Below are 21,075 nucleotides of genomic sequence, written 5' to 3' on the forward strand. Positions count from 1 at the left end.
GGCACTATCGTCGAAGAGATCGTCATCATTCGACCCTCGGACACTACCTTGTGGTCCTCGAACGGAAGCGACTTTGCGTGTCAGACTTCCCAAACCCCGCGCTGTACTACTGAAAAAACCGGCCAGGCCAGAGCCCACGGCCGAAAACGCGCTGCCTGTGCGCTCGAATTCCTGGGTAGGAATCAGCTCCTCGCCGCGGTTAGCGGGCCGGGATCCCCCTCGTGGTCTCGATGCTGGCGCACCCCTCCGGGACCGTGCACGCGTAGAACTCGCAGGGTGAGTCTTCCGGTTACGTGTACTGGTTTTCCGAGGGGCAGTCATGCATGCCACTTTAGACTCTCAGATCACATCATTCACATTATTAACCTACGCAGGGCGTTTAGATGGCTGCTGCAGGACCGGCTCATTAAACACCTCATAATGAAAAAGTCCTGGCCCCAATTTCATGGGACCAGGACTCTCACCAAGCTATGAGGTAGTGCCTACATCACAGCGATTCGCGTGTACCTGTCACATCGGACACCAACGGCTCGTCGGATGTCATGGGAACAACTGTCGGGACAACAAATGGCTTCCGACGCCACTTCTCGCCCACAAACTTGGTGATCCGACGCTTGATCTGCTGAGCCATTCGGTAAGGATCATTTTCTCCCTCGCCTGACAAATCAAGCAGGGTGTTATCGACGAGATCCTCAACCTCATGCATCATCTCGCGCGACTCGTCCGAGAAGCCGGATGCCACAACGCGAGGCTTCTCCAACGCCATGCCCGTCCGGTTATCGATCACGACGGTGACAGAGATGACGCCGCCCTCGCCCATCTGGGCGCGGTCTTCCAGAACCTCAGCGTTCACGTCGCCCATGGTGACACCATCGACGTAGAGGTTTCCGACAGGGATCTGTCCAACAACGTCGGCGTGTTTATCCACGAGGTCAACAACGACGCCATTTTGTGCCAGCACGGTGTTATCTTCACGAACACCCGTCGAGATAGCCAGTTGCTTGTTGGCCCTCAGGTGACGCCACTCACCATGCACAGGCATGAAGTTCTTCGGACGCGCTGCGTTGTACAGGAACAACAGCTCACCGGCGAACCCGTGACCCGAGGTGTGGACCTTAGCGTCTTTACTCGTCACCACGTGGGCGCCGATCTGCGAGAGCATGTTGATCACGCCGAAGACGGCCTCTTCATTGCCCGGCACCAGTGACGACGACAGAACAATGAGGTCACCATCGCGGACGGTGATCTGGCGGTGCTCACGTCGTGCCATACGGGACAGTGCAGCCATGGGCTCACCCTGCGTACCCGTCGTCACGAGCAGAACCTTATGCGGAGCCATCTTCGCGGCGTCGTCCATAGAAACAATGGTGTTTCGTGGAACGTCCAAATAGCCCATCTCTTCCGCAATTTGCATATTGCGGATCATCGACCGGCCATTGAACGCAACTTTCCTACCCGCGGCAACGGCTGCATCCACTGCAGCTTGGACTCGGTACACGTTCGACGCGAAGGACGCGATAATGACACGCTGCTTGGCTTCGGCAACGAGACGTTTCAACGTCGGAGCCACATCGGCCTCCGACCCGGAGAAACCAGGCGTCGCGGAGTTCGTCGAATCCGCCAGCATGATGTCAACACCCTCATCACCGAACCGGGACAATGCCGGCAAATCGGTGGGGCGGCCACCCGTCGGAGTCTGGTCGAGCTTGATATCACCCGTGTGAATCAGAAGCCCAGCGCCTGTCTTCAGCGCAATACCAAGACAATCCGGGATGGAGTGGTTCACATTCCAGAAGCGCAGGTCAAACGGACCATACTTCTCGTGAGAGGTCTCATTAACTTCGATCAGCTTCGGGTGCTGATGGTGCTCACGACATTTCGCCGCAATCAAAGCACACGTAAAGCGCGAGGCCACGATAGGAATATCAGACCGCAATTTCAGCAACCACGGGATCGCACCAATGTGGTCCTCGTGGCCGTGGGTAACGACCAGCGCCTCGACACGATCCATCTTGTCTTCCAAGTAGGAAAAATCAGGAAGAATCAGATCGACGCCGGGTTCGTCGGAACTTGGGAAAAGAACGCCACAGTCAATGATGAGAAGCCGGTTGTGGTACTCGAAAACGGTCATGTTGCGGCCGATTTCGGAAATACCACCCAAAGCGACGATGCGCAGACCGTCTTTTGGTGCCTTGGGGGGCTCAGGCATGCGCTGAGTGAGGTCAGCTCCCTGCATGGATTTCACGACAGAGCGGTTCTTGTTGTGTCCTCTGTTGCGGTCACGGCCTCGTTTATTGGGGCGATTGTTTTTCCCGTTCTTGTTTGAGTTCCGGGAACCGCCGCGCTCTGAACGACCATTGTCGTTTTTATTGTTGCTGCCACGGTTGTTGCGACCTTTATTACCGTTGCCGCCACCGTGCTTGTTATTGCCACCACGATTCGATCGGCCCGATGAACCATTTCGGTTTCCATCACGTCCATTGCCTTTGTTGCCGTCGGCGTGGCCTTGATTGTCATCGGACGTTGGTGAGGACTGACTACGTGTAGTGGCTTTCGGCTCTGTAAACTCTGGACGCTGAGCTGCGTCAACATCAGGCGACCCGGCCTTACGCGTCGATCGCCGACCGCGAGTGCGGTTATCTGGCACTACAGAACACCAGCCTTTCGCATATCATCAGCAAGTTCGTCGAGCTGTGACGGACTGGGGGAAATTTGAGGCAAACGAGGTTCTCCTACATTAATGCCCTGCAAGTGCAGAGCTGCTTTGGCAAAACTTACCCCGCCGAGTCGTGCTTGCGCATGATAGAGCGGGGACAACGATGCTGATAAACGCTGAGCTTCAGGGAGATCTCCGGAATCATACGCGTCGTACATTCTCCTCAGCACAGGAGCAGCAATGTGTCCGACGACAGAGATAAGGCCCGTTGCACCAACCGACAACCATGGAAGGTTGATGGGATCGTCTCCGGAATACCAGGCCAATTCAGTGGACTGCATAAGCTCTAAGGCCTCTGCGAGATTCCCTTTCGCATCCTTAACAGCTGCAATACGCGGGTGCTCGGACAAGCGAGCCAGCGTCTCCTTCGCAACCGGAATAACACTACGCGATGGGATGTCATAAATCATGACGGGCACGTTCACAGCGTCGGCAACAGCCGTAAAGTGCTGATAAATGCCCTCTTGACTTGGCTTCGAATAGTACGGAGTCACAACGAGGAGTCCATCCGCGGCAGCCTCTGCTGATGCGCGGGATAACTCGATACTCGTCGCCGTATTGTTTGTTCCCGACCCCGCGATAATACGGGCGGAATCTCCCACCTCTTGTTTAACAGCCTTGAGCAACCGCAACTTCTCTTCGACGGTCGTCGTCGGGGACTCGCCTGTAGTCCCAGCGAGAACCAGGGAATCACACCCTTGATCAATGAGGTGCTTAGCCAACGACACCCCTGCGGATATATCGACGTGACCGTCGCTATCGAAGGGCGTCACCATTGCTACGGCAATAGTTCCGAAAGTTTCGGCGCCGGCCCGTGTTGCAATACCAGTGCTCATATCGGTCAAGAGTACCCGCGGGGCACGGGCACAAACAACTAGCTTTCACTAACAAACGGGCTTGTTGCGACCTCATTCCCGTCGCTGAGCTCGGTCACAGAAAAATCACCGAAAGCATGAGGAGCCACCGACTGAAGCTCTTTCAAGATCGCAATAGCTAAGTGCCGGATCTCTTGATCCGCATTTTCCGTCGCTCTCATCCCGATAAAGTGACGCCACGTCCGAAAATTTCCCGTGGCCACCAACCGAGTTTCGGTTGCCGACGGCAAAATCGCCCGCGCTGCTTGCCGCGCTTGCTTCTGACGCAACAGGGCATTCACACGTCTCGACGCCCCACCCGGAGTCTTTTTCTCGAGGCTGCTCAGTAGCTCCGAAAAGGTATCTCTGGCCACATCACACGCTTCGAGGAACAAATCTGTTAACTGTTTGTCTTTCGCAATTTCTGCGGGGACAACGACATCAATGTCATCATCCGGCGTGAAGCGCTGTGAGAGCTGAGAAAACGACAAGTGACGGTGCCGCATAAATTCATGGGCACACCCCCGGGACAGCCCCCGGATATAAAACGTCGCCGTCGGATGTTCAAGGAGAGCGGTATGCCCTACCTCCATAATGTGCCGAATATAGGCTTCATTCGACGCTGTATGGGGGTTGGGGCGATCCCATGTTTCATAGCAGGCGCGGCCCGCAAACTCGACTAATGAATCCGCATCGGAAGAGTCTTTAATAAAGCCCAAGTCCATCCCCGTGGGGAGAGTAAAAGACGTGTGGGCAATAAGAGACACTTCACATGGCTTAGGTGTTGCCATTTACAGCCCCAAGAAAGAATCCAAACCGATGGTTAAGCCTGGGTGTTCAGGCACTTTGCGCACTCCCAGGAAAACACCGGGAACAAATGAGGTGCGATCGTAAGAATCTTGACGGATCGTCAAGCTCTGCCCCTGGGAGCCGAAGATAACTGCTTCGTGCGCAACGGCACCTTTCATCCTGATGGCGTGGACAGGAATTCCATCTACCGACGCTCCACGAGCTCCGTCAAGTGCTTGCTCGGTAGCATCCGGCTGATCGCCACACCCAGCCTTGTCCCTCGACTGAGCAATTGTTTGTGCCGTGTGAATAGCAGTGCCCGACGGCGCGTCCTTCTTGCCTGGGTGGTGCATCTCTACTACTTCGGCAGAGTCGAAATATGGCGCAGCTATTTCCGCTAATTTCTCCGTTAATACCGCGGAAATAGCAAAGTTCGGAGCAACTAAGACACCTGTCTTGGGCGAATCCTTGAGCCATTCACGGACCTGGTCATAACGATCATCAGTCCATCCCGTCGTTCCGACGACTGCGTGAATTCCATGGTCAATGAGGAATTTAACGTTATCCATCACAGCTGAGGGTGACGTGAAATCGATGGCGATTTCTGCACCAGAATCAACCAACGTATCCAAGGAATCGTCGTGGTCCACCGCAGCAACGAGTTCAAGGTCTGACTCCCCCTTCAATGCCGCAACGAGTGTTTGTCCTACATTCCCCGAAGCACCGATGACACCGACTTTGAGTGGTGAAGTCATTATTTCTCCCATCATTAGTGGATATATCTGTCTTGTAGGTGGCCGCGGCCACCGCAACGGCGTTAGTCTACCCCTTCTGGCACGATACCGAACTGCCCCCGGACGGTTGCCCCACTTCTTGAGTGGCCCCGATTAACGTCACGAATCGTAGTCATGTTCTTCCAGCTCAGCTTGATAGAGACCGCGACGTAATACAACCGAAACATTTTGTAACCTCTTTGTTTCGACATATAGCAACGCCTCGTCATCAATCAGTTTTACATTTCAATGCGTAAAGCTTGTCTTCGTGACGATGAGGCCCCTGACTATGACGAAATATTTGGTGAAGAAGCTAGGCGGATAGCTCGCCATCATCTTCATTGCCACTAACATCACATTCTTCCTTGCAACCGCATTCCTAGATCCCAAGTCAAACTATGTCGGCAGACGACCTCCGCTGCCAGAGGATCAAATTCAACGCACACTTCAGCCGCTGAATCTCTCCGATAACACACCGCTTTTCGAACGGTGGTGGACATGGTTATCAAATATCTTGTTTCACTGGGATTGGGGAGAGTCTCCCCTCGGCGAGTCTGTTAACCAGCAGATTTCATTTCGTATCTGGGTCTCGGCAGAGCTTCTTCTGTTAGCAACAGTGTTATCCGTCATCATTGGTGTCGCTATCGGTGTCTATACCGCGAGTAATCAATACAAAATGGGCGATCGTATTTGGCAAGGAATTTCGATTGTCACCATGAACCTCCACATCGTTGTCGCATCGATCATTACGGTGGCCTTTGGTTTATGGGTCAACCGAATCACTGGTTCCCGAATTTTTTATGTCACCGGCGCATCGAAATATGGCGTCCACGGATTCTTTCCGACGCTCCTCGACTTTCTTCAGCACGTCGCGCTACCGACGTTCTCACTCTTGTTGGTGAGCTACGCGGGCTACCACATGATGCAGCGCTCACTGCTCCTCGATAACCTCAACGCCGACTATGTCCGCACAGCCCGGGCAAAAGGTCTGCCCCGGCGAAAAGCTATCCGGAAACACGCCTTGCGGACGTCGATTATTCCGGTGGCTACCTCAGTGGCGTTCTCTATTCCAGGAATTTTCACCGGCGCCATTATGACCGAGAAGATTTTCGCCTGGCAGGGAATGGGCGATTATTTCATTACGGCGTTATCGCACAATGACGTATACGGAACGGTAGCCGTTGCCGCCTTCGGTGCTTTCACAACCGCAGTGGCAGCAATTCTCGCAGATATAACTGTAGTGATCTTAGATCCCCGGGTAAGGGTGAGTTAAATGGCTCAGCATAAAACTGCCTTATACGCGCGTCGTTTCGCGCGAAACAAACTGGCCCTTATCGGCGTCGTTGGTTTTCTTATTCTGGTTTTCGCTTCGATTTTTGGACCCTATATTTCGAAGTGGAGTTATGAGGAACCGGATTTTCTCCACCTCGCCTCTGCCCCGAGCGCTGAACACTGGTTTGGGACCTCAGACTCAGGAAATGATCTCTTCGCCCAGACAATCCACGGGTTAGGACGGTCACTCATCATCGCTGTGACAGTCTCCCTCGGTGTGTCTATTCTCTCCGCGCTCATCGGCTGTATCGCCGCACTCTTGGGTGGCATCGCGGAAAAGATCATTCTGACCTTCATTCACTTTATGTTGGCGATCCCCTCCTTCTTGATCATTGCTTTACTAGTGTCTGGTTCGGGTGGAGACTGGAAGCTATTGATATTAGTTCTGATCATTTTCGGATGGATTTATCCCGCACGCGTCATTTGGTCAATGGCGTTATCAGTCAAACAGAATGACTATGTCAAAGCAGCCCAATATATGGGTGTCAATACTCCCCACATCGTGATTAGGCACCTTATTCCTAATATTGGTTCGCTCTTAATTATTCAATTTGCACTCGGACTTCCCGCGACGGTGATGACAGAAACCGGCTTGTCATTCCTCGGGCTAGGAGTGAAGCTCCCCGACGTATCTCTGGGCACTTTGTTAACAGTCGGTACCGGAGCCGTCGACGCATCACCGTGGCAGTTCTACTTCCCGGCCCTGATCCTTACACTCCTGACAATTTCCATGGCGTTTATCGCTGACGGCCTGCGCGATGCTCTGGATCCCTATTCTGCTGCTGGAGGACATGTCTCATGACATCTGAAGCGTTGTCATCTACTCAGACGCGGTCGACTGAAAAAGCTGAAAAGCCTATTCTCTCCGTCCGTGAACTCACCATTCGTTTCCCCTCCGAGGCGGGAACTGTCCACGCCGCTCGCGGTGTTGATTTCGACCTCTACCCGGGACGCACTCTCGGGATTGTCGGCGAATCGGGATCAGGTAAATCCGTCACCTCTCTGGCGGTCATGGGGCTTTTGCCTGACTCGGCGGCGATTTCCGGCTCAATCAAACTTGACGGCCGCGAGCTCATCGGCATGAACGATAAGGACATGAGCGCCATCCGCGGGAAAGACATCGGCATGATCTTCCAGGATCCGCTGTCGTCCCTGACGCCGGTGTTCAACGTTGGTGAACAAATCGTTGAGGCCATTCAATGCCATTCCTCCATGTCAAAGTCCGACGCATGGAAGCGCGCTATTGAGCTACTCGATATGGTCGGCATTCCGGAGCCACACAAGCGTGTGAAAGCCTTCCCGCATGAGTTTTCCGGTGGTATGCGGCAGCGCGTCGTCATCGCCATTGCGATCGCGAATAATCCGCGCATACTTATTGCCGACGAGCCCACCACCGCTTTGGATGTCACCGTCCAGGCGCAGATTCTGGACCTGATCAAGGTGGCGCAGAAGGAGACAGGTGCGGCGACGATCATGATCACGCACGATATGGGCGTCGTCGCAGAAACGGCCGACGACGTGCTCGTCATGTATGCCGGCCGCCCCGTGGAACGCGCCGATGTGTCGTCGATATTTCACAACCCAAAGATGCCGTACACGATTGGGCTGCTGGAATCGACTCCCCGCGTAGACAAACAGGCGGGAGGAGCGCTTCCCACTATTCCTGGGCACCCGCCTATGCTGATCGATCTCCCACAGGGATGTCCCTTCGCGGCCCGCTGCCCCGTCGTTATCGACAAGTGTCGGGAAAAAGAGCCTCTCGCGATTCCCCTCGACGATAAGCCCGACCACAACACAGCATGCTTCCGGTCCCATGAGGTTATTGATCAAATGATCGACAATACGAGGATGTATCCGCCACCTGTCCTCGCCGATGACATTCTCGCCGGAACGCCACGGAACGAACGGTCGACTGTGTTGTCTGTGACGAACCTCCGCAAGGAGTTCCCGTTACTCAAGGGTGCCCTCGTTAAGCGACGTGTGGGTACCGTTCACGCTGTTCGTGGCGTCGATATCGACATTAAACAAGGCGAATGCTTCGCGATCGTCGGCGAATCGGGATCCGGAAAAACAACCACACTCCTAGAGATCATGGATCTGAATCCGCCAGAAGGAACTGCGATCGAACTGTGCGGGGAATCCGCGGCTCGTTTCACTCGGAAGTCACGACTGAAGGCTCGTCAGAATATACAGATCGTCTTCCAGGATCCTATGGGCTCTCTCAACCCGCGCATGACGGTGCGCGAGATTATTACCGAGCCATTAAAGAGCCTTGGTTTCGACGGGGACGTTAACGAACGCGTGACCGAGTTGATGAAGCTTGTTGGCCTCAACGCTGCACATATCGACCGCTTCCCCAGTGCGTTCTCTGGTGGTCAGCGGCAACGCATTGGTCTTGCCCGTGCTCTGGCAACAAATCCTGCACTCATCGTGCTGGACGAACCGGTATCGGCCCTCGACGTTTCAATTCAAGCCGGGATGATCAACCTCCTCGACGACCTCAAGCGTCGGTTAGGACTTTCCTATCTGTTCGTTGCCCACGATCTGTCCGTCGTTCGACATATCAGCGATCGTGTCGCGGTGATGTACCAAGGAGAGTTCGTCGAACAGGGAAATACCGACGACATTTTCGACAATCCCCAGCACCCATATACGAAAAAGCTGTTGGCCGCTATCCCGATTCCGGATCCACACGCAGCGCACGACCGATCTGTCCATACTGTGGATGCCAAGTAGTGAGTGTCGTGGCCATGCATCGTGATCGAGTTATCCATCAACCCGCCAGATCTTCGTCGGAAGGTAAAACCGTGAACGTCCCCTTATTCGCGCCCCTGCGGCACTCCGTTCGACACGCACAACGGCGCGTGCGCGCGAAGGTCATCATGGCCCTCGTCGTGATTGTTTCGACATCAAGCATGTCTCTGACTGCCTGCGGTTATAACGACGACGCTGAAGGCTCTAACCGGGGATATGACCAAATTGCCGACTACAAACCGACGAGCCGAGACCAAATAAAAGATGGTGGGCATCTCAATTTAGCCATTGACGAATTAACGACCCAAGAGAATCCTTTCCATGGTGACGGTACCGCGTACACCACCACGATATGGTCGTATTACAACCCTCAATTGGCTATGTACACCCCGCGTGGTGAGTTCTCTCCGAACCATGACTATGTGACTGATATTAAGGAAGACACAAGTTCTGGCAAGACGGTTCTGACCTACACCATCAATCCGCGTGCTGTGTACAACGACGGCACACCGATTGACTGGCGTGCTTTTGAAAACACGTGGAAGGCAAACAACGGGACTGATGAGGATTACATCCCCTCCTCCACCGACGGATACAAGCTCATCGAATCTGTTACGCCCGGTGAGAATGATAAACAAGCAGTAGTGACGTTCTCCCAGGTTTATCCCTGGTGGAAAGGTCTATTCAATATACTGCTTCCTCCACAAGTTTCGGATGCGAAGAAGTTCAATAACGCATATAAAAGCACTCTGCATCCTGAATGGGGCGCTGGGCCCTACACCGTTGACCATGTTAACTTTAAAAAAGGCGAAGTCGTCTTTAAACGGAACGATAAGTGGTGGGGCGATAAAGGAAAACTCGATTCCATTACGTTCCGGCAGATGGAACCACAGGCCTCGATCAATGCCTTGCGCGCCGGTGAAATCGACGCAGCTTCGGTGGGTAGTCGTGAGCGGCTCAAAACAGCAGAAAAGATGGGTAAGCTCGTCGACATTCGCACCGGGCCGCACCGTTTACGTCGCTAATCACTCTCAACGCGAAGTCAGATATTCTCTCCGACATTAACGTTCGTAAGGCGGTCATGACGGGAATTGATCGGTCACAGCTCGCGACCATCAGATTCAATGGCATGGGATACTCGGAGAAACTGCCTGGTTCGTTCCAGCTCTTCAGCCGTCAGAAGGGATATGACGACAACTTCGGTGCCGTCGTGAAGTTCAATAAAGACGAAGCACAACAGATACTCGAACAGGATGGGTGGAAACCTGGGTCCGACGGTGTCCGGAGGAAAGACGGAAAGAAACTGCAGCTGAAATATGTGCTGCTTGGCGATGACAGCCTCTCCCGGGCAACGGCCCAAGCAACACAAAAGATGATGTCCGATATTGGTGTGCAGCTATCGATCCAGGAGCGGCCTAGCTCGGAGTTTTCCGACGTTGTTACGCGTCGTGACTTCGATATGTTCCCGATGGGATTTAGCCAGTCGGACCCGTATGGCGTCGCGTATTTCCAGCAGACCTATGCCTCTGATTCTCAGCTGAATCGATCCGGAACTGGTACCCCGGAGATGGATGAAAAGATTAATGAGCTGCAGAAACTTCCGACCGAAGATGAACAAATCCGTCGGGCCAATGAACTCGAAAAAGAGGCGTTCGCGCGGTACGGGATTATGCCGGTGACCAATGGGCCATCCATTACGGCGGCTAACCCGGACCTCGTTAACTTCGGCCCTAAGTTCTTCGGCAGCGTCAAACTGCAGGACATCGGGTGGAAGAAGAAGTAGGCCCCCTACAGCACGAGTGCTATGACGACACCGAGGGTAACGAGCTGCTCAGTTTTCCCCACCCGCTTTGGCGTCCACTTCCCACCATTGTGCGCCGAGCGGGGTACAGCCCAACTACGAAACAGTGATATGGCGGCCGCAATAACAAGCAACCAGGTTCCCACGGTCCACCACAGACCTGTATAGGGCGCGAATCCTGTGAGAACCCCACACGATGCCAAGACGGCAAACACGAGGGAAATAAGAACAAATACCGCGTGGTATCCGATACTGAACGTCAAATAACGCGGGTTGTTGCGCTCACGAATCATTGTCTTGACATAAATAATCGTCCCCGTGAAGTAGATGCCTAACATGAGGGCCCACCACCACGCGATTCCGTTAATACTCCCCCGGATCGTGTGGTCTGCCACGGGAACCATCAATACGGACGCAACCACCGTCGCAATACCTGAAAGCAGAGAACGTGGGCGTTTTCTGACGACTTCCCACAGCGCAACACCCATGACAATGGCGAACACGGGTGCCCACAACAATAGGCTCGGACGAAGCGCCACAGTAATGAGCGCTGCCACGAGCGTAATTGCACAGTACGTAGCTGTTGCTACAAAAGCCTTCTGTTTACGCTCGGATGACCGGCCGTTCCGCGGCGGCGGTATCTTAACCCAGAGCCCCCACGCGAAAAACGCAAAATAGCCGACTACCCAGGCTATTAATAACACTACCGACCGGGTTACCCCCATGATCACTGCACCGGCCGATGATGAGTCATTTACCAAAGTACGAATGCCTAAGCTCATTCCCATGATGATGGGAAGCAGAAGCATTGCCCACGCCCCATGTTGGTTAGGTACCCAGGGACTAACTGCACGTGCCATGCGAATTAGTGTATAACCGTTAGCCGAGCCTTAACAAGAAGCTCAAAACTACATGGGAGGGCCCATTAACGGCGACCCGCTCTGATTATCCAAGAGCGGGTATTAGCCAAAATTAGTCGTCGACGGGAACCAGCGAGATCTTCCCGCGATTATCGATATCGGCGATCTCAACCTCGAGCTTGTCACCGACGTTGACGACGTCCTCGACCTTCTCGATACGCTTCTTGCCACCGAGCTTCGAGATGTGCACGAGCCCATCGCGGTTCGGAAGGATTGACACGAACGCCCCGAACGCCGTGGTCTTCACCACAGTGCCCAAGAACCGCTCCCCCACCTTCGGCAATTGAGGATTGGCAATCTCGTTAATCCGGTCGACCGCGGCTTCAGCCGAGCCACCGGAGGTGGCGGAAATGAACACAGTACCGTCGTCCTCGATGGACACACGGGCACCGGTATCTTCCGTGATCTGGTTAATGTTCTTGCCCTTGGGGCCGATCACTTCACCGATCTTCGAGACCGGCACAGAGATCGTCGTGATGCGCGGTGCATAGTCACTCATCGGGTCGGGCTCATCAATGACCTCAGCCATCGTGTTGAGGATTTCAAGCCGAGCCTCGCGAGCCTGCTTCAACGCACCAGCAAGAACGTCCGACGGAATGCCGTCGAGTTTGGTATCCAGCTGAAGCGCGGTAATGAAGTCTTCCGTGCCCGCGACCTTGAAGTCCATATCGCCAAAGGCATCTTCAGCGCCCAGGATGTCCGTGAGAGTGACGTATGTCATCTTCCCCTTGACTTCGCCGGACACGAGGCCCATTGCGATACCTGCAACCGGAGCCTTCAGCGGAACACCAGCGTTGTACAGGGACAACGTCGACGCGCACACCGACCCCATCGAGGTGGAACCGTTAGAACCCAACGCCTCGGAGACCTGACGGATGGTGTACGGGAAGTCATCGCGCGACGGGATCATTGGCTTCAGAGCGCGCTCTGCCAGCGCACCATGCCCAATCTCACGACGCTTCGGGGAACCAACACGGCCCGTCTCACCGGTGGAGTACGGCGGGAAGTTGTAGTGGTGGATGTAGCGACGGTGATCAACAGGTCCCAAGGAGTCAACCTGCTGCTCCATCTTCAGCGTATCCAACGTCGTCACCCCGAGAATCTGGGTTTCACCACGCTGGAACAGCGACGAGCCATGGGCACGAGGAACAAGATCGACCTCAACATCGAGATCTCGAATATCCTCGACGCCGCGACCGTCGATGCGGAAGCCGTCGGCCAAAATACGCGACCGGACGACCTCTTTTGTTACGGCGTTATGAGCGGCACGGATTTCCGCTTCACGCTCCGGGAACTCTTCGAGCAACGCCTCAACCGTGTCATCCATGTCTGACGAAAGAGCTTCATCGCGCTCTTGCTTATCAGCAATGGACATAATGTCGCTGATACGCCCTTTGGCCTCAGAATCGACAGCGGCCAAAACGTCGGCACCATAGGGCGGGAACAGAGGAAATTCCTCGGTCTCCGGATCCACAGCCTGGCGAAGAGCCTGCTGAGCGCCACATAGTTCAGCAATAAAGGGCTTTGCTGCTTCAATCCCCTCAGCGACGACGGACTCGGTGGGGGCAGGCGCACCATCATTGACACGCTCAACGACGGTTTCCGTCGCTCCCGCTTCCACCATCATGATCGCAACATTGTCGGTCTTCTTCCGTGGACTCGACTTGCGACCGCGACGACGTCCCTTGCGTGGCTTCTCCGGGACCTGTTCGTCGGTCAAACGGCCAGCAACGACCATCTCAAACAACGCGGATTCGTGCTGTTCGCGGGTGGGGAATGCAACCCACTGACCATCCTCATGATCGTCGTCGACGATGAGAGCCATTCTCACGCCACCGACCGGGCCCGACACGGGCAAGCCCGAAAGCTGGGTCGACGCCGATGCCGCGTTGATCGCGACGACGTCGTACATGTCTTTCGGATCTAAGGACATCACGGTGACGATGACCTGAACCTCGTTACGCAATCCCTTCACGAAGGTGGGGCGCAACGGGCGGTCGATCAGGCGGCACGCCAAAATGGCGTCGGTGCCTGGGCGGCCTTCCCGGCGGAAGAAAGAGCCAGGAATACGGCCAGCGGCGTACATGCGTTCTTCCACGTCAACGGTCAACGGGAAGAAATCGAAGCCCTCGCGGGGTTTGGATGATGCGGTCGTCGTCGACAGCATCATGGTGTCTTCGTCGAGATACGCGACGACGGAACCATTCGCCTGGCGAGCTAGTTGTCCGGTCTCTAATCGAATAGTGCGTGAGCCGAAGTCGCCATTGTCAATCGTGGCTTCGACAGAATGGGTGCCAAACTCTTCGTCATAAAAAACGGAGTGATTATTGGTCATAAAAGGGGGAATCCGTCCTTCTCTATGGGTGCCCCGGGCGATCATCGGTGTCGCCAACGAGAAATCTCTTCTTCATATATCTTCAGGCGACCTCATCTTAGCAGGTGAAACCTGGAAGAGCAGGACGACGGGGTATGAACACGCCGAGCTACCTCTACGGGAGGCTTCATTACCGATACCACAATCATGTCCGAGCACCGCCGACGAGCTCCAGATATGAAAAACTCGGCCCCGCCGCACTGTGCAGAACCGAGTCAGAATGGCCGACGCCGTAATTAACGGCGGAGACCCAAACGAGCAATCAGGTTACGGTAACGATCGACGTTGTTAGCAGCCAGGTACTTCAACAGACGCTTGCGACGACCGACCAAGAGCATAAGCCCACGACGTGAGTGGTGATCGTGCTTGTGCTCACGAAGGTGCTCCGTCAGCTGACGAATGCGCTCGGTCAACAAGGCAACCTGAGCCTCGGTTGAACCGGTGTCGGTCTCATGAAGACCGAACTCGGAAAGGATTTCTTTTTTCTTTGCAGCGGACAAAGCCATAGGAAAACTCCTAAAATTGAGGTCGTTATTTCAGTCCGTATGCGCCGTGCCGCAAAGAGGCACAGCTTTCACAACTGCAACGGACCGCAGTTGATACTCGGACGAGGCTACCACATGTTCGGATGGACTCGAAATACCATCCAAAGGGCCTAAGCCAAGGGGATACAAAACCCTGGAAATACTGAAGCGCCGGACTCTGCTCCTGTTTTCCGCGCCTATTTACGAGCCGTCATCGCCCGTACCGCGTCGACGTCGCGGTGCATGGCAGCGAGAAGCTCGTCAACACCCGAAAATGTTTCCATTCCCCGGACGTAATCAATGAACTCGACCGTCGCATACAGCCCGTACAGATCCGCGTGCCTATCCAGCACAAAAGATTCAACCGACCGACGATCGTCGTTAAATGTTGGGTTCATGCCCACAGAAATGGCGGTCGGATACCGAACTCCCGGCTCCATGTCTCCGTCGACGGTCTCTCCAGGATCAATCGTGAACCAGCCGGCATACACACCATCTGCAGGCAACGCGCGCTCCGGGCTGATATAGAGATTGGCCGTGGGATACCCCAGTTCGCGGCCTCCCCGCCCGGCGCCGTGTTCGACCTCGCCATACACGGAATATGGGCGCCCGAGAGCCCACGCGGCCTCGTCGACATGTCCTTGATCAAGTTGAGAGCGAATGAATGTCGAGGAAATCGTGTGGCCATCCTCGCTCAACAGCGGCACAATGTCCACATCGCAGCCATACAGAGGCCCCTCGGTTTCCAGCGTCTGAGACGTCCCTGCTGCTTTGTGGCCAAAGGTGAAGTTCTCGCCAACCACGATGGCCCGGGCATGAAGCTGATGGACAAGGACCTGCTCGATGTACTCAGTGGGGCTCAAGGCGGCCAAACTTCGCGTGAAATCAACAGTCAGGAAATAATCCACGCCCAGCTCTTCCGCCATCGCTTGACGGTCCTTCAGACTACCCAAGAGCCGCGGAGTACGTTCCGGTGCGAATACCTTGACCGGGTGGGGTTCGAATGTCATCAACACGCAGGGAACATCTAGTTCACGAGCACGACGGACAGCAGTACCGATAAGCCGACGATGCCCACGATGAACACCATCGAACACACCAATCGTGACGACGGACGCGTCGAGGGACTGCGGTATGTTATCCAACCCGTGCCAAATATCCACGTGAATAGCGTACGTCACAGGGACGAAGTTCTGCGATACGGCCCCGATATAAACAAGAGTGCCGACGCTCCCCTCCCCGGCTCATGGCCCCCGCCCCCACAGTCCTCCCGGGCTCATGGTCCTTCGCGCTCCATGAGGAAGACGTCAACTACGCTAAACCCCGTGAATGCCTCAGAGAACCACGGCCAGTCCTCTACAACACGTCCACGTACACAGCGTCCACGCGGCGAAGCATCACACAACGCAAGTTCGTCGACGCATTCATCGATGCTGGACCGCTCCGGCATTGTCATCGTCGATAAGCCCGCAGGAATGACGAGCCATGATGTCGTCTCGGCGATGCGCCGCCTGATGCGGACGCGCAAGGTTGGGCACGCTGGAACGCTCGATCCGGCAGCCACCGGTGTCTTAATCCTTGGAATTGAGCGCGGCACAAAATTTATGACGCACTTAGTGGCGAACACGAAATCGTACGACGCCACCATCCGCCTCGGTTTCGCCACCACGACCGACGATGCGGAGGGAGAACCGATCCCCTACCCCGATGACTCTGAGGAGAACTCCATCCAAGCAGCAGCCCGTCCCCTCATTAGCCCGTCCACTCGCGAGCGCCTATCACTATTGCTTTCTAAGCCCGAGCGGATAGACCGGGCCCGCGAGCAACTCACCGGCGATATCATGCAAAGACCGAGCAGCGTGAGTGCCATCAAAGTGGACGGCCGTCGCGCTTATGACCGTGTGCGATCTGGGGAGGAAGTCTCTCTTCCCCCGCGGCCCGTCACCGTCTCCACCTTTGATATTCGTGATATGAGGACGGCGACTATCGACAGCGGCGATAACAACGATGGCGATGAGGATGTCACCGTGATCGACCTCGACGTCACTGTCGATTGTTCTTCAGGTACCTATATTCGCGCACTCGCGAGGGACTTGGGCGAAATACTGGGAGTTGGGGGACATCTGACGGCACTTCGTCGCACACGAGTCGGCTCTTTTAGTCTCGACGACGCCAAGACACTCGACCAATTGCGCGACGAGCAGTCCCTAGCCGAGCAGCGGATTCGCGACGAACAGTTGACCGGCGAAACTCCACGGGCATCGCTCAGCTATTCCCTCGACCAGGCCATTACTCGGTCCTTCCCCATCCGGCACTTGAGGGACGACGAAGCCACCGCGGTCTCGATGGGGAAACGTATTCCTGCGTCGGATCTGAAGGATGTCTACGCGGGGGTATCAGCCGATGGACACGCTATAGCTTTAATGAAGAACGAGGGCAAGATAGCGAAAACGGTGTTCGTCGCCCGCCCGGCAACCTTGTCATAAACTCACCTTGTCATGAGTACCACCGCGGGCCGCGCTCGAGCTAGGCGATCGGCGTAATCCACGTACTTGTCACGACGTACCCTGAGCTGACCATCCATCGCCCCGGTATCGTCCGTGGCACCGCTCCACAAGCCACGTCATGATGGACGAACGCGGTCAATGTTCCGTCGTGGTGGAGTTCAATGTCTGCCTGGGCAAAATCAAGGAAAACCCGGGCCAGCGGAAACCACGATTTATAGAGCGCCTCTTTCGCCGAGAAGACCACTGTTCCCAAGATCTTTTCTGCCGACGACAACTGTAAATCTCCCACGTGGTGCTGCACATCCTGTTGTCCATGTTGTTGCACGGCAGCGATATGTTGCAGGTCGCGAGGGGTAAGAACAGCATCGGACACACCGTCAGGTAGTGGCTTGGCTACTTCCGCATCCACGCCGACGGACTTCAACGTATCGGTTCGCGCGACGACCGCTGCGCGGAAACCTGTCGTGTGAGTCAGCGATCCGACAATGTCGTGGGGAAACAGAGGCATTCCACGCTCGCCCTTCCCGATGACAGTGTCAGCGTGGCCATACCCAGTGAGATCCGATAAAGCGTTTATGGCGCACGCGCGTGCGTCAGCGAATTGCGCCCGCCGTAGCGGCACAGCGTCGCTGACATAAGCGCGTTCTTGGGGATGCAAAGCGTCCCAGTTCCTACGGCTGACGGACGGCCACTGCGCGTTGCGTGACGGCTGCGTCGGCTCAGGGACACGCAATTCAGACCAAGCACAGCCGTTGGGGAAGAACACCGTCGGGATCACTGCGCGCCCACTCGAGCCCAGTTTCCGCGGAGGAATCGGAGCGTGGTCGTCGCCAAGCGGAACAAGAAGAAGGTGATAAGCCCCCACCAGACACCAACTAGTCCCCAACCTTGGCTCAGGGAAATCCAGGTCAGCGGTAGGAAGCCCACCAAGGCCGACACCAGGGTCGCGTTACGGAGGAAGATGGCGTCGCCGGCGCCGAGCAAAATCCCGTCGAGGGCGAAAACAAAACCGCCCAGGAGGACCAGAACCACGAGCTGCCACCACGGCCCCGCCATTGCGTCGAGCACACTCTCCGAATGGGTGAATTGGCGGGGAATCCAGTAATACCCAGCAGACATGCCACCGGCGAGAACCACGGCAAAGAGTGACGACCACTTAATAATGGAGCGCCCCACGGCCTTCGCATTAGTCGACTGCCCCGCCCCGAGAGCAGCACCGACAAACGCCTGCGCGGCAATAGCCAACGAATCGAGAACCATGGTTAAGAAGTTCCACAGCTGCAACAACACCTGGTGGGCTGCCAAAGATGCTGCGCCGAAACGACCAGCAACAGCGGCCGCCGAAATAAAGGACAGCTGAAAACTCAGTGAGCGTGCGATCAGGTCACGGCCCATCACCAATTGGTCTTTCATAATCGACCATCGTGGTTTCCACGAATTCTCGTACTTGCTGTTCTCCCGTATCAGGCAGACGAGGAAGCACAATGACGTAATAGTCTCACCGGTGACATTGGCCAGAGCGGAACCGACGATCCCCAACCGCATTACCAATATCGGCACCAGGATAAGCGCTGGGCCGACCCCCGCCAAGGTGAAATACAGCGGGTACCTGGCATTTTGGACCGCCCTCAGCCAACCGTTCCCCGCCATGGTCATAAGAGTCAGGGGCACCGCGGGCGACGCAACACGCAGCCACCTCGTCGCCTCTTTGCCTACCCCGGGATCATCCGCCAACCAGTTCGTCAACACCGGGGCCAGAATCCAAATCACCGCCGCCAAAGCGATTCCCACGAGCACAGCGATCCATGTCGACTGCATGCCTTCTTGAATCGATTTATCGCGTCGGCCTGCACCATAGAAACGCCCCGCGCGAGCAGTCGTCCCGTAGGACAAAAAGGTCAGCTGCGTGGTGACTTGGGCAAGAATGGTCGTTGCTGCAGCAAGAGCAGCCAAATCCGTCTTGCCTAGCCGCCCCACCACGGCCGTATCAAACAAGAGATAAATAGGGGTGGCCGCCAGGACACCCAGAGATGGAAGAGCGATCGATAAGATCTTCCAAACACCAACCCCGTCGCCATCCCTGCCGGAATCGACAGAATGATCGACGTTATCACTACTCATCGACCGTTTTTCTCCTCTTGGTTCACACGCTGTCGAAAAGCATCCATAAAACCGTCCCGGGTGCCTTGCCAGGTTAAACCAGCGGCCTGCGCATGGCCCCCGCCCCCTAATTCTTCCGCCACCCGGGCAACATTAACCGCACCACGGGACCGCAACGACACCACAATCTCACCCGGCCGATATTCCTTCAGAACCATCGCAACCTCGGCCTCCGATGCCGTCCGAACCACGTCGATAACTGACTCGACATCGCATTCAACAGCCTCTTGCGCTTGGCTATCGGTGACAACACCCCACACCAAACCACGGCCATTCACTGCCGACGGCTCATACACCAGGTCGGACAACACGGCACCCAACATCCGCAGATACGGAACGGAATGGTCATCAATTAACGACGACGAAACGCTCCGTGTATCAATTCCCGTCGAAGCCAGCCGATGGGCCGTCGCGAATTGACTGGGACCACCCCAGCGGAAGCACTCCGTATCGGTCACAAGACCGGCGTAGAGCGCCGTCGCCATGGTCCGGTCAATCGTTTCCGAATACATGTCACACAAAGACGTGAGCATGCTCGTTGCGGAATCGGCATCCGGGTGAACCCAGTTAATGCTGCCAAAATTGGTCGCGGTCTCATGGTGATCAATCACCAGAGAGCGCCCTTTCTCTGTGGCGCGCTCGACCATATCGACGGCGACTCCACACCGATCAAGGGAAGCCGTGTCAACGCACACCACCGCGATGGGATCACGAGGGATGTCCTCGAGCGGGACGTACACATCCTCTGTATTCAGAGCAGAGAAAGCAGATGACGGCACTCCACCGTCGGCGTCCACGGCCACAGCAGTGCCGCCCCACCGACGGATGAGATGGACAAGAGCGCAGGCCGACCCCACGGTATCCGCATCCGGGCGCACGTGACTGATCACAACGCAGGGATGCAGAGCGCGTTCGTCGTCGGCAAGAGCATGAGACTCCCAGGCCATGGCCTGCAGGAACACCCATGCATCCCGATCTGTCACCGGCAGCCCGCGTGGGATGAATGTTGAATCGTTACCATCCATCCGCTTCGCTCTCAGGACGTCCCTCGTGCGGCGAGGTTTTGTACGGATTAGCGTCCCCGGCTGGGGTTGCTCCTTCGGCTTGACGCGCAACTTCCTGGTCTCGCTGTCGAGCCTGGGCCAAAAGCTCCTCGAGACGAGCACTTGTTTCCGGGACCGTGTCCAGAGTGAATGTCAAGGTCGGAGTGAACCGAACTCCCAGCTGGTCCCCCACGGCTTTCCGCAGTTGACCACGTGCCCGGTGAAGTGCTTCGGCCGCTTGTTCACGGTCGGGTTCCTCGTCGAGAGTGCGCCCACGGACCGTGTAAAAAACGGTAGCGTCGTGCAAATCGCCGGTGAGCTGGGTATCGGTGATGGTAACGAGCTCTAAACGGCGGTCCTTCACACTATGTTCGATGGTGTTCGCCACGATAGTTTGGATGCGCTTAGCCATGCGCGCAGCGCGAGCGCGATCAGCCATTAGAAAAACTCCCTCCATTATCTACGTGGAGGGAGTTTACCTGACGATCACCCCGATCACCCGATCAGGAGATCGCCCTGGCCAACGAA

At 55.8% G+C, this 21,075-nt stretch carries 18 protein-coding genes; 6 read left to right on the top strand and 12 right to left on the bottom strand.

The window, feature by feature from the left end:
• Positions 1-487: 487 nt before the first annotated feature.
• Genes CKROP_RS05550 through dapB form a run of 4 tightly spaced genes read right to left on the bottom strand, consistent with a single transcriptional unit; the run spans position 488 to position 5,114 of the window.
• Positions 488-2,647 carry a ribonuclease J gene (locus CKROP_RS05550; protein WP_012731758.1) on the bottom strand — a complete coding sequence of 720 codons (2,160 nt, stop codon included), beginning with the start codon at positions 2,645-2,647 and terminating at the stop codon, positions 488-490.
• Positions 2,647-3,552, bottom strand: coding sequence for a 4-hydroxy-tetrahydrodipicolinate synthase (dapA, locus tag CKROP_RS05555; protein ID WP_012731759.1), 906 nt, complete (start codon positions 3,550-3,552; stop codon positions 2,647-2,649). The genes CKROP_RS05550 and dapA overlap by 1 nt, the downstream gene beginning before the upstream one ends.
• A 38-nt stretch (positions 3,553-3,590) precedes the next feature.
• Positions 3,591-4,361, bottom strand: a complete 771-nt coding sequence (gene thyX, locus CKROP_RS05560; RefSeq protein WP_012731760.1) for an FAD-dependent thymidylate synthase — start codon at positions 4,359-4,361, stop codon at positions 3,591-3,593.
• The gene (gene dapB, locus CKROP_RS05565) at positions 4,362-5,114 is read right to left on the bottom strand and encodes a 4-hydroxy-tetrahydrodipicolinate reductase (protein WP_012731761.1); all 753 of its coding nucleotides are present in this window, start codon (positions 5,112-5,114) and stop codon (positions 4,362-4,364) included. It abuts the gene before it with no gap.
• Between the two features lie 349 nt (positions 5,115-5,463).
• Between dapB and CKROP_RS05570 the strand changes: the two genes are divergently transcribed.
• From CKROP_RS05570 to CKROP_RS11815, 5 genes are all read left to right on the top strand, one after another.
• Complete coding sequence (locus CKROP_RS05570) at positions 5,464-6,405, top strand: ABC transporter permease (RefSeq protein ID WP_237698472.1); 942 nt, start codon at positions 5,464-5,466, stop codon at positions 6,403-6,405.
• Positions 6,406-7,266: an ABC transporter permease gene (locus CKROP_RS05575; protein ID WP_012731763.1), complete on the top strand. Its 861-nt coding sequence runs from the start codon at positions 6,406-6,408 to the stop codon at positions 7,264-7,266.
• Positions 7,263-9,200: an ABC transporter ATP-binding protein gene (locus CKROP_RS05580; protein ID WP_012731764.1), complete on the top strand. Its 1,938-nt coding sequence runs from the start codon at positions 7,263-7,265 to the stop codon at positions 9,198-9,200. Before CKROP_RS05575 ends, CKROP_RS05580 begins: the two co-directional genes overlap by 4 nt.
• Before the next feature lie 71 nt (positions 9,201-9,271).
• Positions 9,272-10,243 carry an ABC transporter family substrate-binding protein gene (locus CKROP_RS11810; RefSeq protein WP_272867013.1) on the top strand — a complete coding sequence of 324 codons (972 nt, stop codon included), beginning with the start codon at positions 9,272-9,274 and terminating at the stop codon, positions 10,241-10,243.
• A 35-nt stretch (positions 10,244-10,278) separates the two neighbouring features.
• Positions 10,279-11,001, top strand: coding sequence for an ABC transporter substrate-binding protein (locus tag CKROP_RS11815; RefSeq protein WP_369688110.1), 723 nt, complete (start codon positions 10,279-10,281; stop codon positions 10,999-11,001).
• Positions 11,002-11,006: 5 nt separating this feature from the next.
• Here CKROP_RS11815 and CKROP_RS05590 read toward each other — a convergent pair whose 3' ends face one another.
• From CKROP_RS05590 to CKROP_RS05605, 4 genes are all read right to left on the bottom strand, one after another.
• Positions 11,007-11,879 (bottom strand): YwiC-like family protein, encoded by an 873-nt coding sequence (locus CKROP_RS05590; protein WP_081429411.1) that lies wholly within the window; start codon positions 11,877-11,879, stop codon positions 11,007-11,009.
• A 112-nt stretch (positions 11,880-11,991) separates the two neighbouring features.
• A complete protein-coding gene (locus CKROP_RS05595; RefSeq protein WP_052292364.1) occupies positions 11,992-14,274 on the bottom strand; it encodes a polyribonucleotide nucleotidyltransferase in 2,283 nt (760 codons plus the stop codon).
• 275 nt (positions 14,275-14,549) lie between these two features.
• A complete protein-coding gene (rpsO, locus tag CKROP_RS05600) occupies positions 14,550-14,819 on the bottom strand; it encodes a 30S ribosomal protein S15 (RefSeq protein ID WP_012731767.1) in 270 nt (89 codons plus the stop codon).
• A 215-nt stretch (positions 14,820-15,034) separates the two neighbouring features.
• Positions 15,035-16,000 carry a bifunctional riboflavin kinase/FAD synthetase gene (locus CKROP_RS05605; protein ID WP_012731768.1) on the bottom strand — a complete coding sequence of 322 codons (966 nt, stop codon included), beginning with the start codon at positions 15,998-16,000 and terminating at the stop codon, positions 15,035-15,037.
• A 267-nt stretch (positions 16,001-16,267) separates the two neighbouring features.
• On the opposite strand from CKROP_RS05605, the gene CKROP_RS05610 reads away from it, so the two are divergent.
• Positions 16,268-17,323 (top strand): tRNA pseudouridine synthase B, encoded by a 1,056-nt coding sequence (locus CKROP_RS05610; RefSeq protein WP_012731769.1) that lies wholly within the window; start codon positions 16,268-16,270, stop codon positions 17,321-17,323.
• 40 nt (positions 17,324-17,363) lie between these two features.
• Here the strand turns inward: CKROP_RS05610 and CKROP_RS05615 are convergent, their stop codons facing one another.
• From CKROP_RS05615 to rbfA, 4 genes are read right to left on the bottom strand one after another with little or no spacing between them, the layout of a single operon-like run.
• Complete coding sequence (locus CKROP_RS05615; RefSeq protein WP_148209647.1) at positions 17,364-18,209, bottom strand: 4'-phosphopantetheinyl transferase family protein; 846 nt, start codon at positions 18,207-18,209, stop codon at positions 17,364-17,366.
• A complete protein-coding gene (locus tag CKROP_RS05620; RefSeq protein ID WP_012731771.1) occupies positions 18,119-19,465 on the bottom strand; it encodes an MATE family efflux transporter in 1,347 nt (448 codons plus the stop codon). Before CKROP_RS05620 ends, CKROP_RS05615 begins: the two co-directional genes overlap by 91 nt.
• On the bottom strand, positions 19,462-20,529 hold the full coding sequence (locus CKROP_RS05625) for a DHH family phosphoesterase (protein ID WP_012731772.1): 1,068 nt from the start codon (positions 20,527-20,529) through the stop codon (positions 19,462-19,464). The genes CKROP_RS05620 and CKROP_RS05625 overlap by 4 nt, the downstream gene beginning before the upstream one ends.
• A complete protein-coding gene (gene rbfA / locus CKROP_RS05630; protein ID WP_012731773.1) occupies positions 20,519-20,986 on the bottom strand; it encodes a 30S ribosome-binding factor RbfA in 468 nt (155 codons plus the stop codon). The genes CKROP_RS05625 and rbfA overlap by 11 nt, the downstream gene beginning before the upstream one ends.
• Positions 20,987-21,075: the final 89 nt, after the last annotated feature.

This window comes from Corynebacterium kroppenstedtii DSM 44385 (genome assembly GCF_000023145.1).
Classification (GTDB): domain Bacteria; phylum Actinomycetota; class Actinomycetes; order Mycobacteriales; family Mycobacteriaceae; genus Corynebacterium; species Corynebacterium kroppenstedtii.

What these genes read in the sequence shown, in the direction of transcription:
- rbfA (WP_012731773.1), bottom strand. Translation starts at nt 20,986, where the DNA reads ATGGCTGATCGCGCTCGCGCTGCGCGCATGGCTAAGCGCATCCAAACT.
- CKROP_RS05580 (WP_012731764.1), top strand. Translation starts at nt 7,263, where the DNA reads ATGACATCTGAAGCGTTGTCATCTACTCAGACGCGGTCGACTGAAAAA.
- thyX (WP_012731760.1), bottom strand. Translation starts at nt 4,361, where the DNA reads ATGGCAACACCTAAGCCATGTGAAGTGTCTCTTATTGCCCACACGTCT.
- dapA (WP_012731759.1), bottom strand. Translation starts at nt 3,552, where the DNA reads ATGAGCACTGGTATTGCAACACGGGCCGGCGCCGAAACTTTCGGAACT.
- CKROP_RS05590 (WP_081429411.1), bottom strand. Translation starts at nt 11,879, where the DNA reads ATGGCACGTGCAGTTAGTCCCTGGGTACCTAACCAACATGGGGCGTGG.
- CKROP_RS05595 (WP_052292364.1), bottom strand. Translation starts at nt 14,274, where the DNA reads ATGACCAATAATCACTCCGTTTTTTATGACGAAGAGTTTGGCACCCAT.
- CKROP_RS05610 (WP_012731769.1), top strand. Translation starts at nt 16,268, where the DNA reads ATGCTGGACCGCTCCGGCATTGTCATCGTCGATAAGCCCGCAGGAATG.
- rpsO (WP_012731767.1), bottom strand. Translation starts at nt 14,819, where the DNA reads ATGGCTTTGTCCGCTGCAAAGAAAAAAGAAATCCTTTCCGAGTTCGGT.
- CKROP_RS05625 (WP_012731772.1), bottom strand. Translation starts at nt 20,529, where the DNA reads ATGGATGGTAACGATTCAACATTCATCCCACGCGGGCTGCCGGTGACA.
- CKROP_RS05575 (WP_012731763.1), top strand. Translation starts at nt 6,406, where the DNA reads ATGGCTCAGCATAAAACTGCCTTATACGCGCGTCGTTTCGCGCGAAAC.
- CKROP_RS05620 (WP_012731771.1), bottom strand. Translation starts at nt 19,465, where the DNA reads ATGAGTAGTGATAACGTCGATCATTCTGTCGATTCCGGCAGGGATGGC.
- dapB (WP_012731761.1), bottom strand. Translation starts at nt 5,114, where the DNA reads ATGACTTCACCACTCAAAGTCGGTGTCATCGGTGCTTCGGGGAATGTA.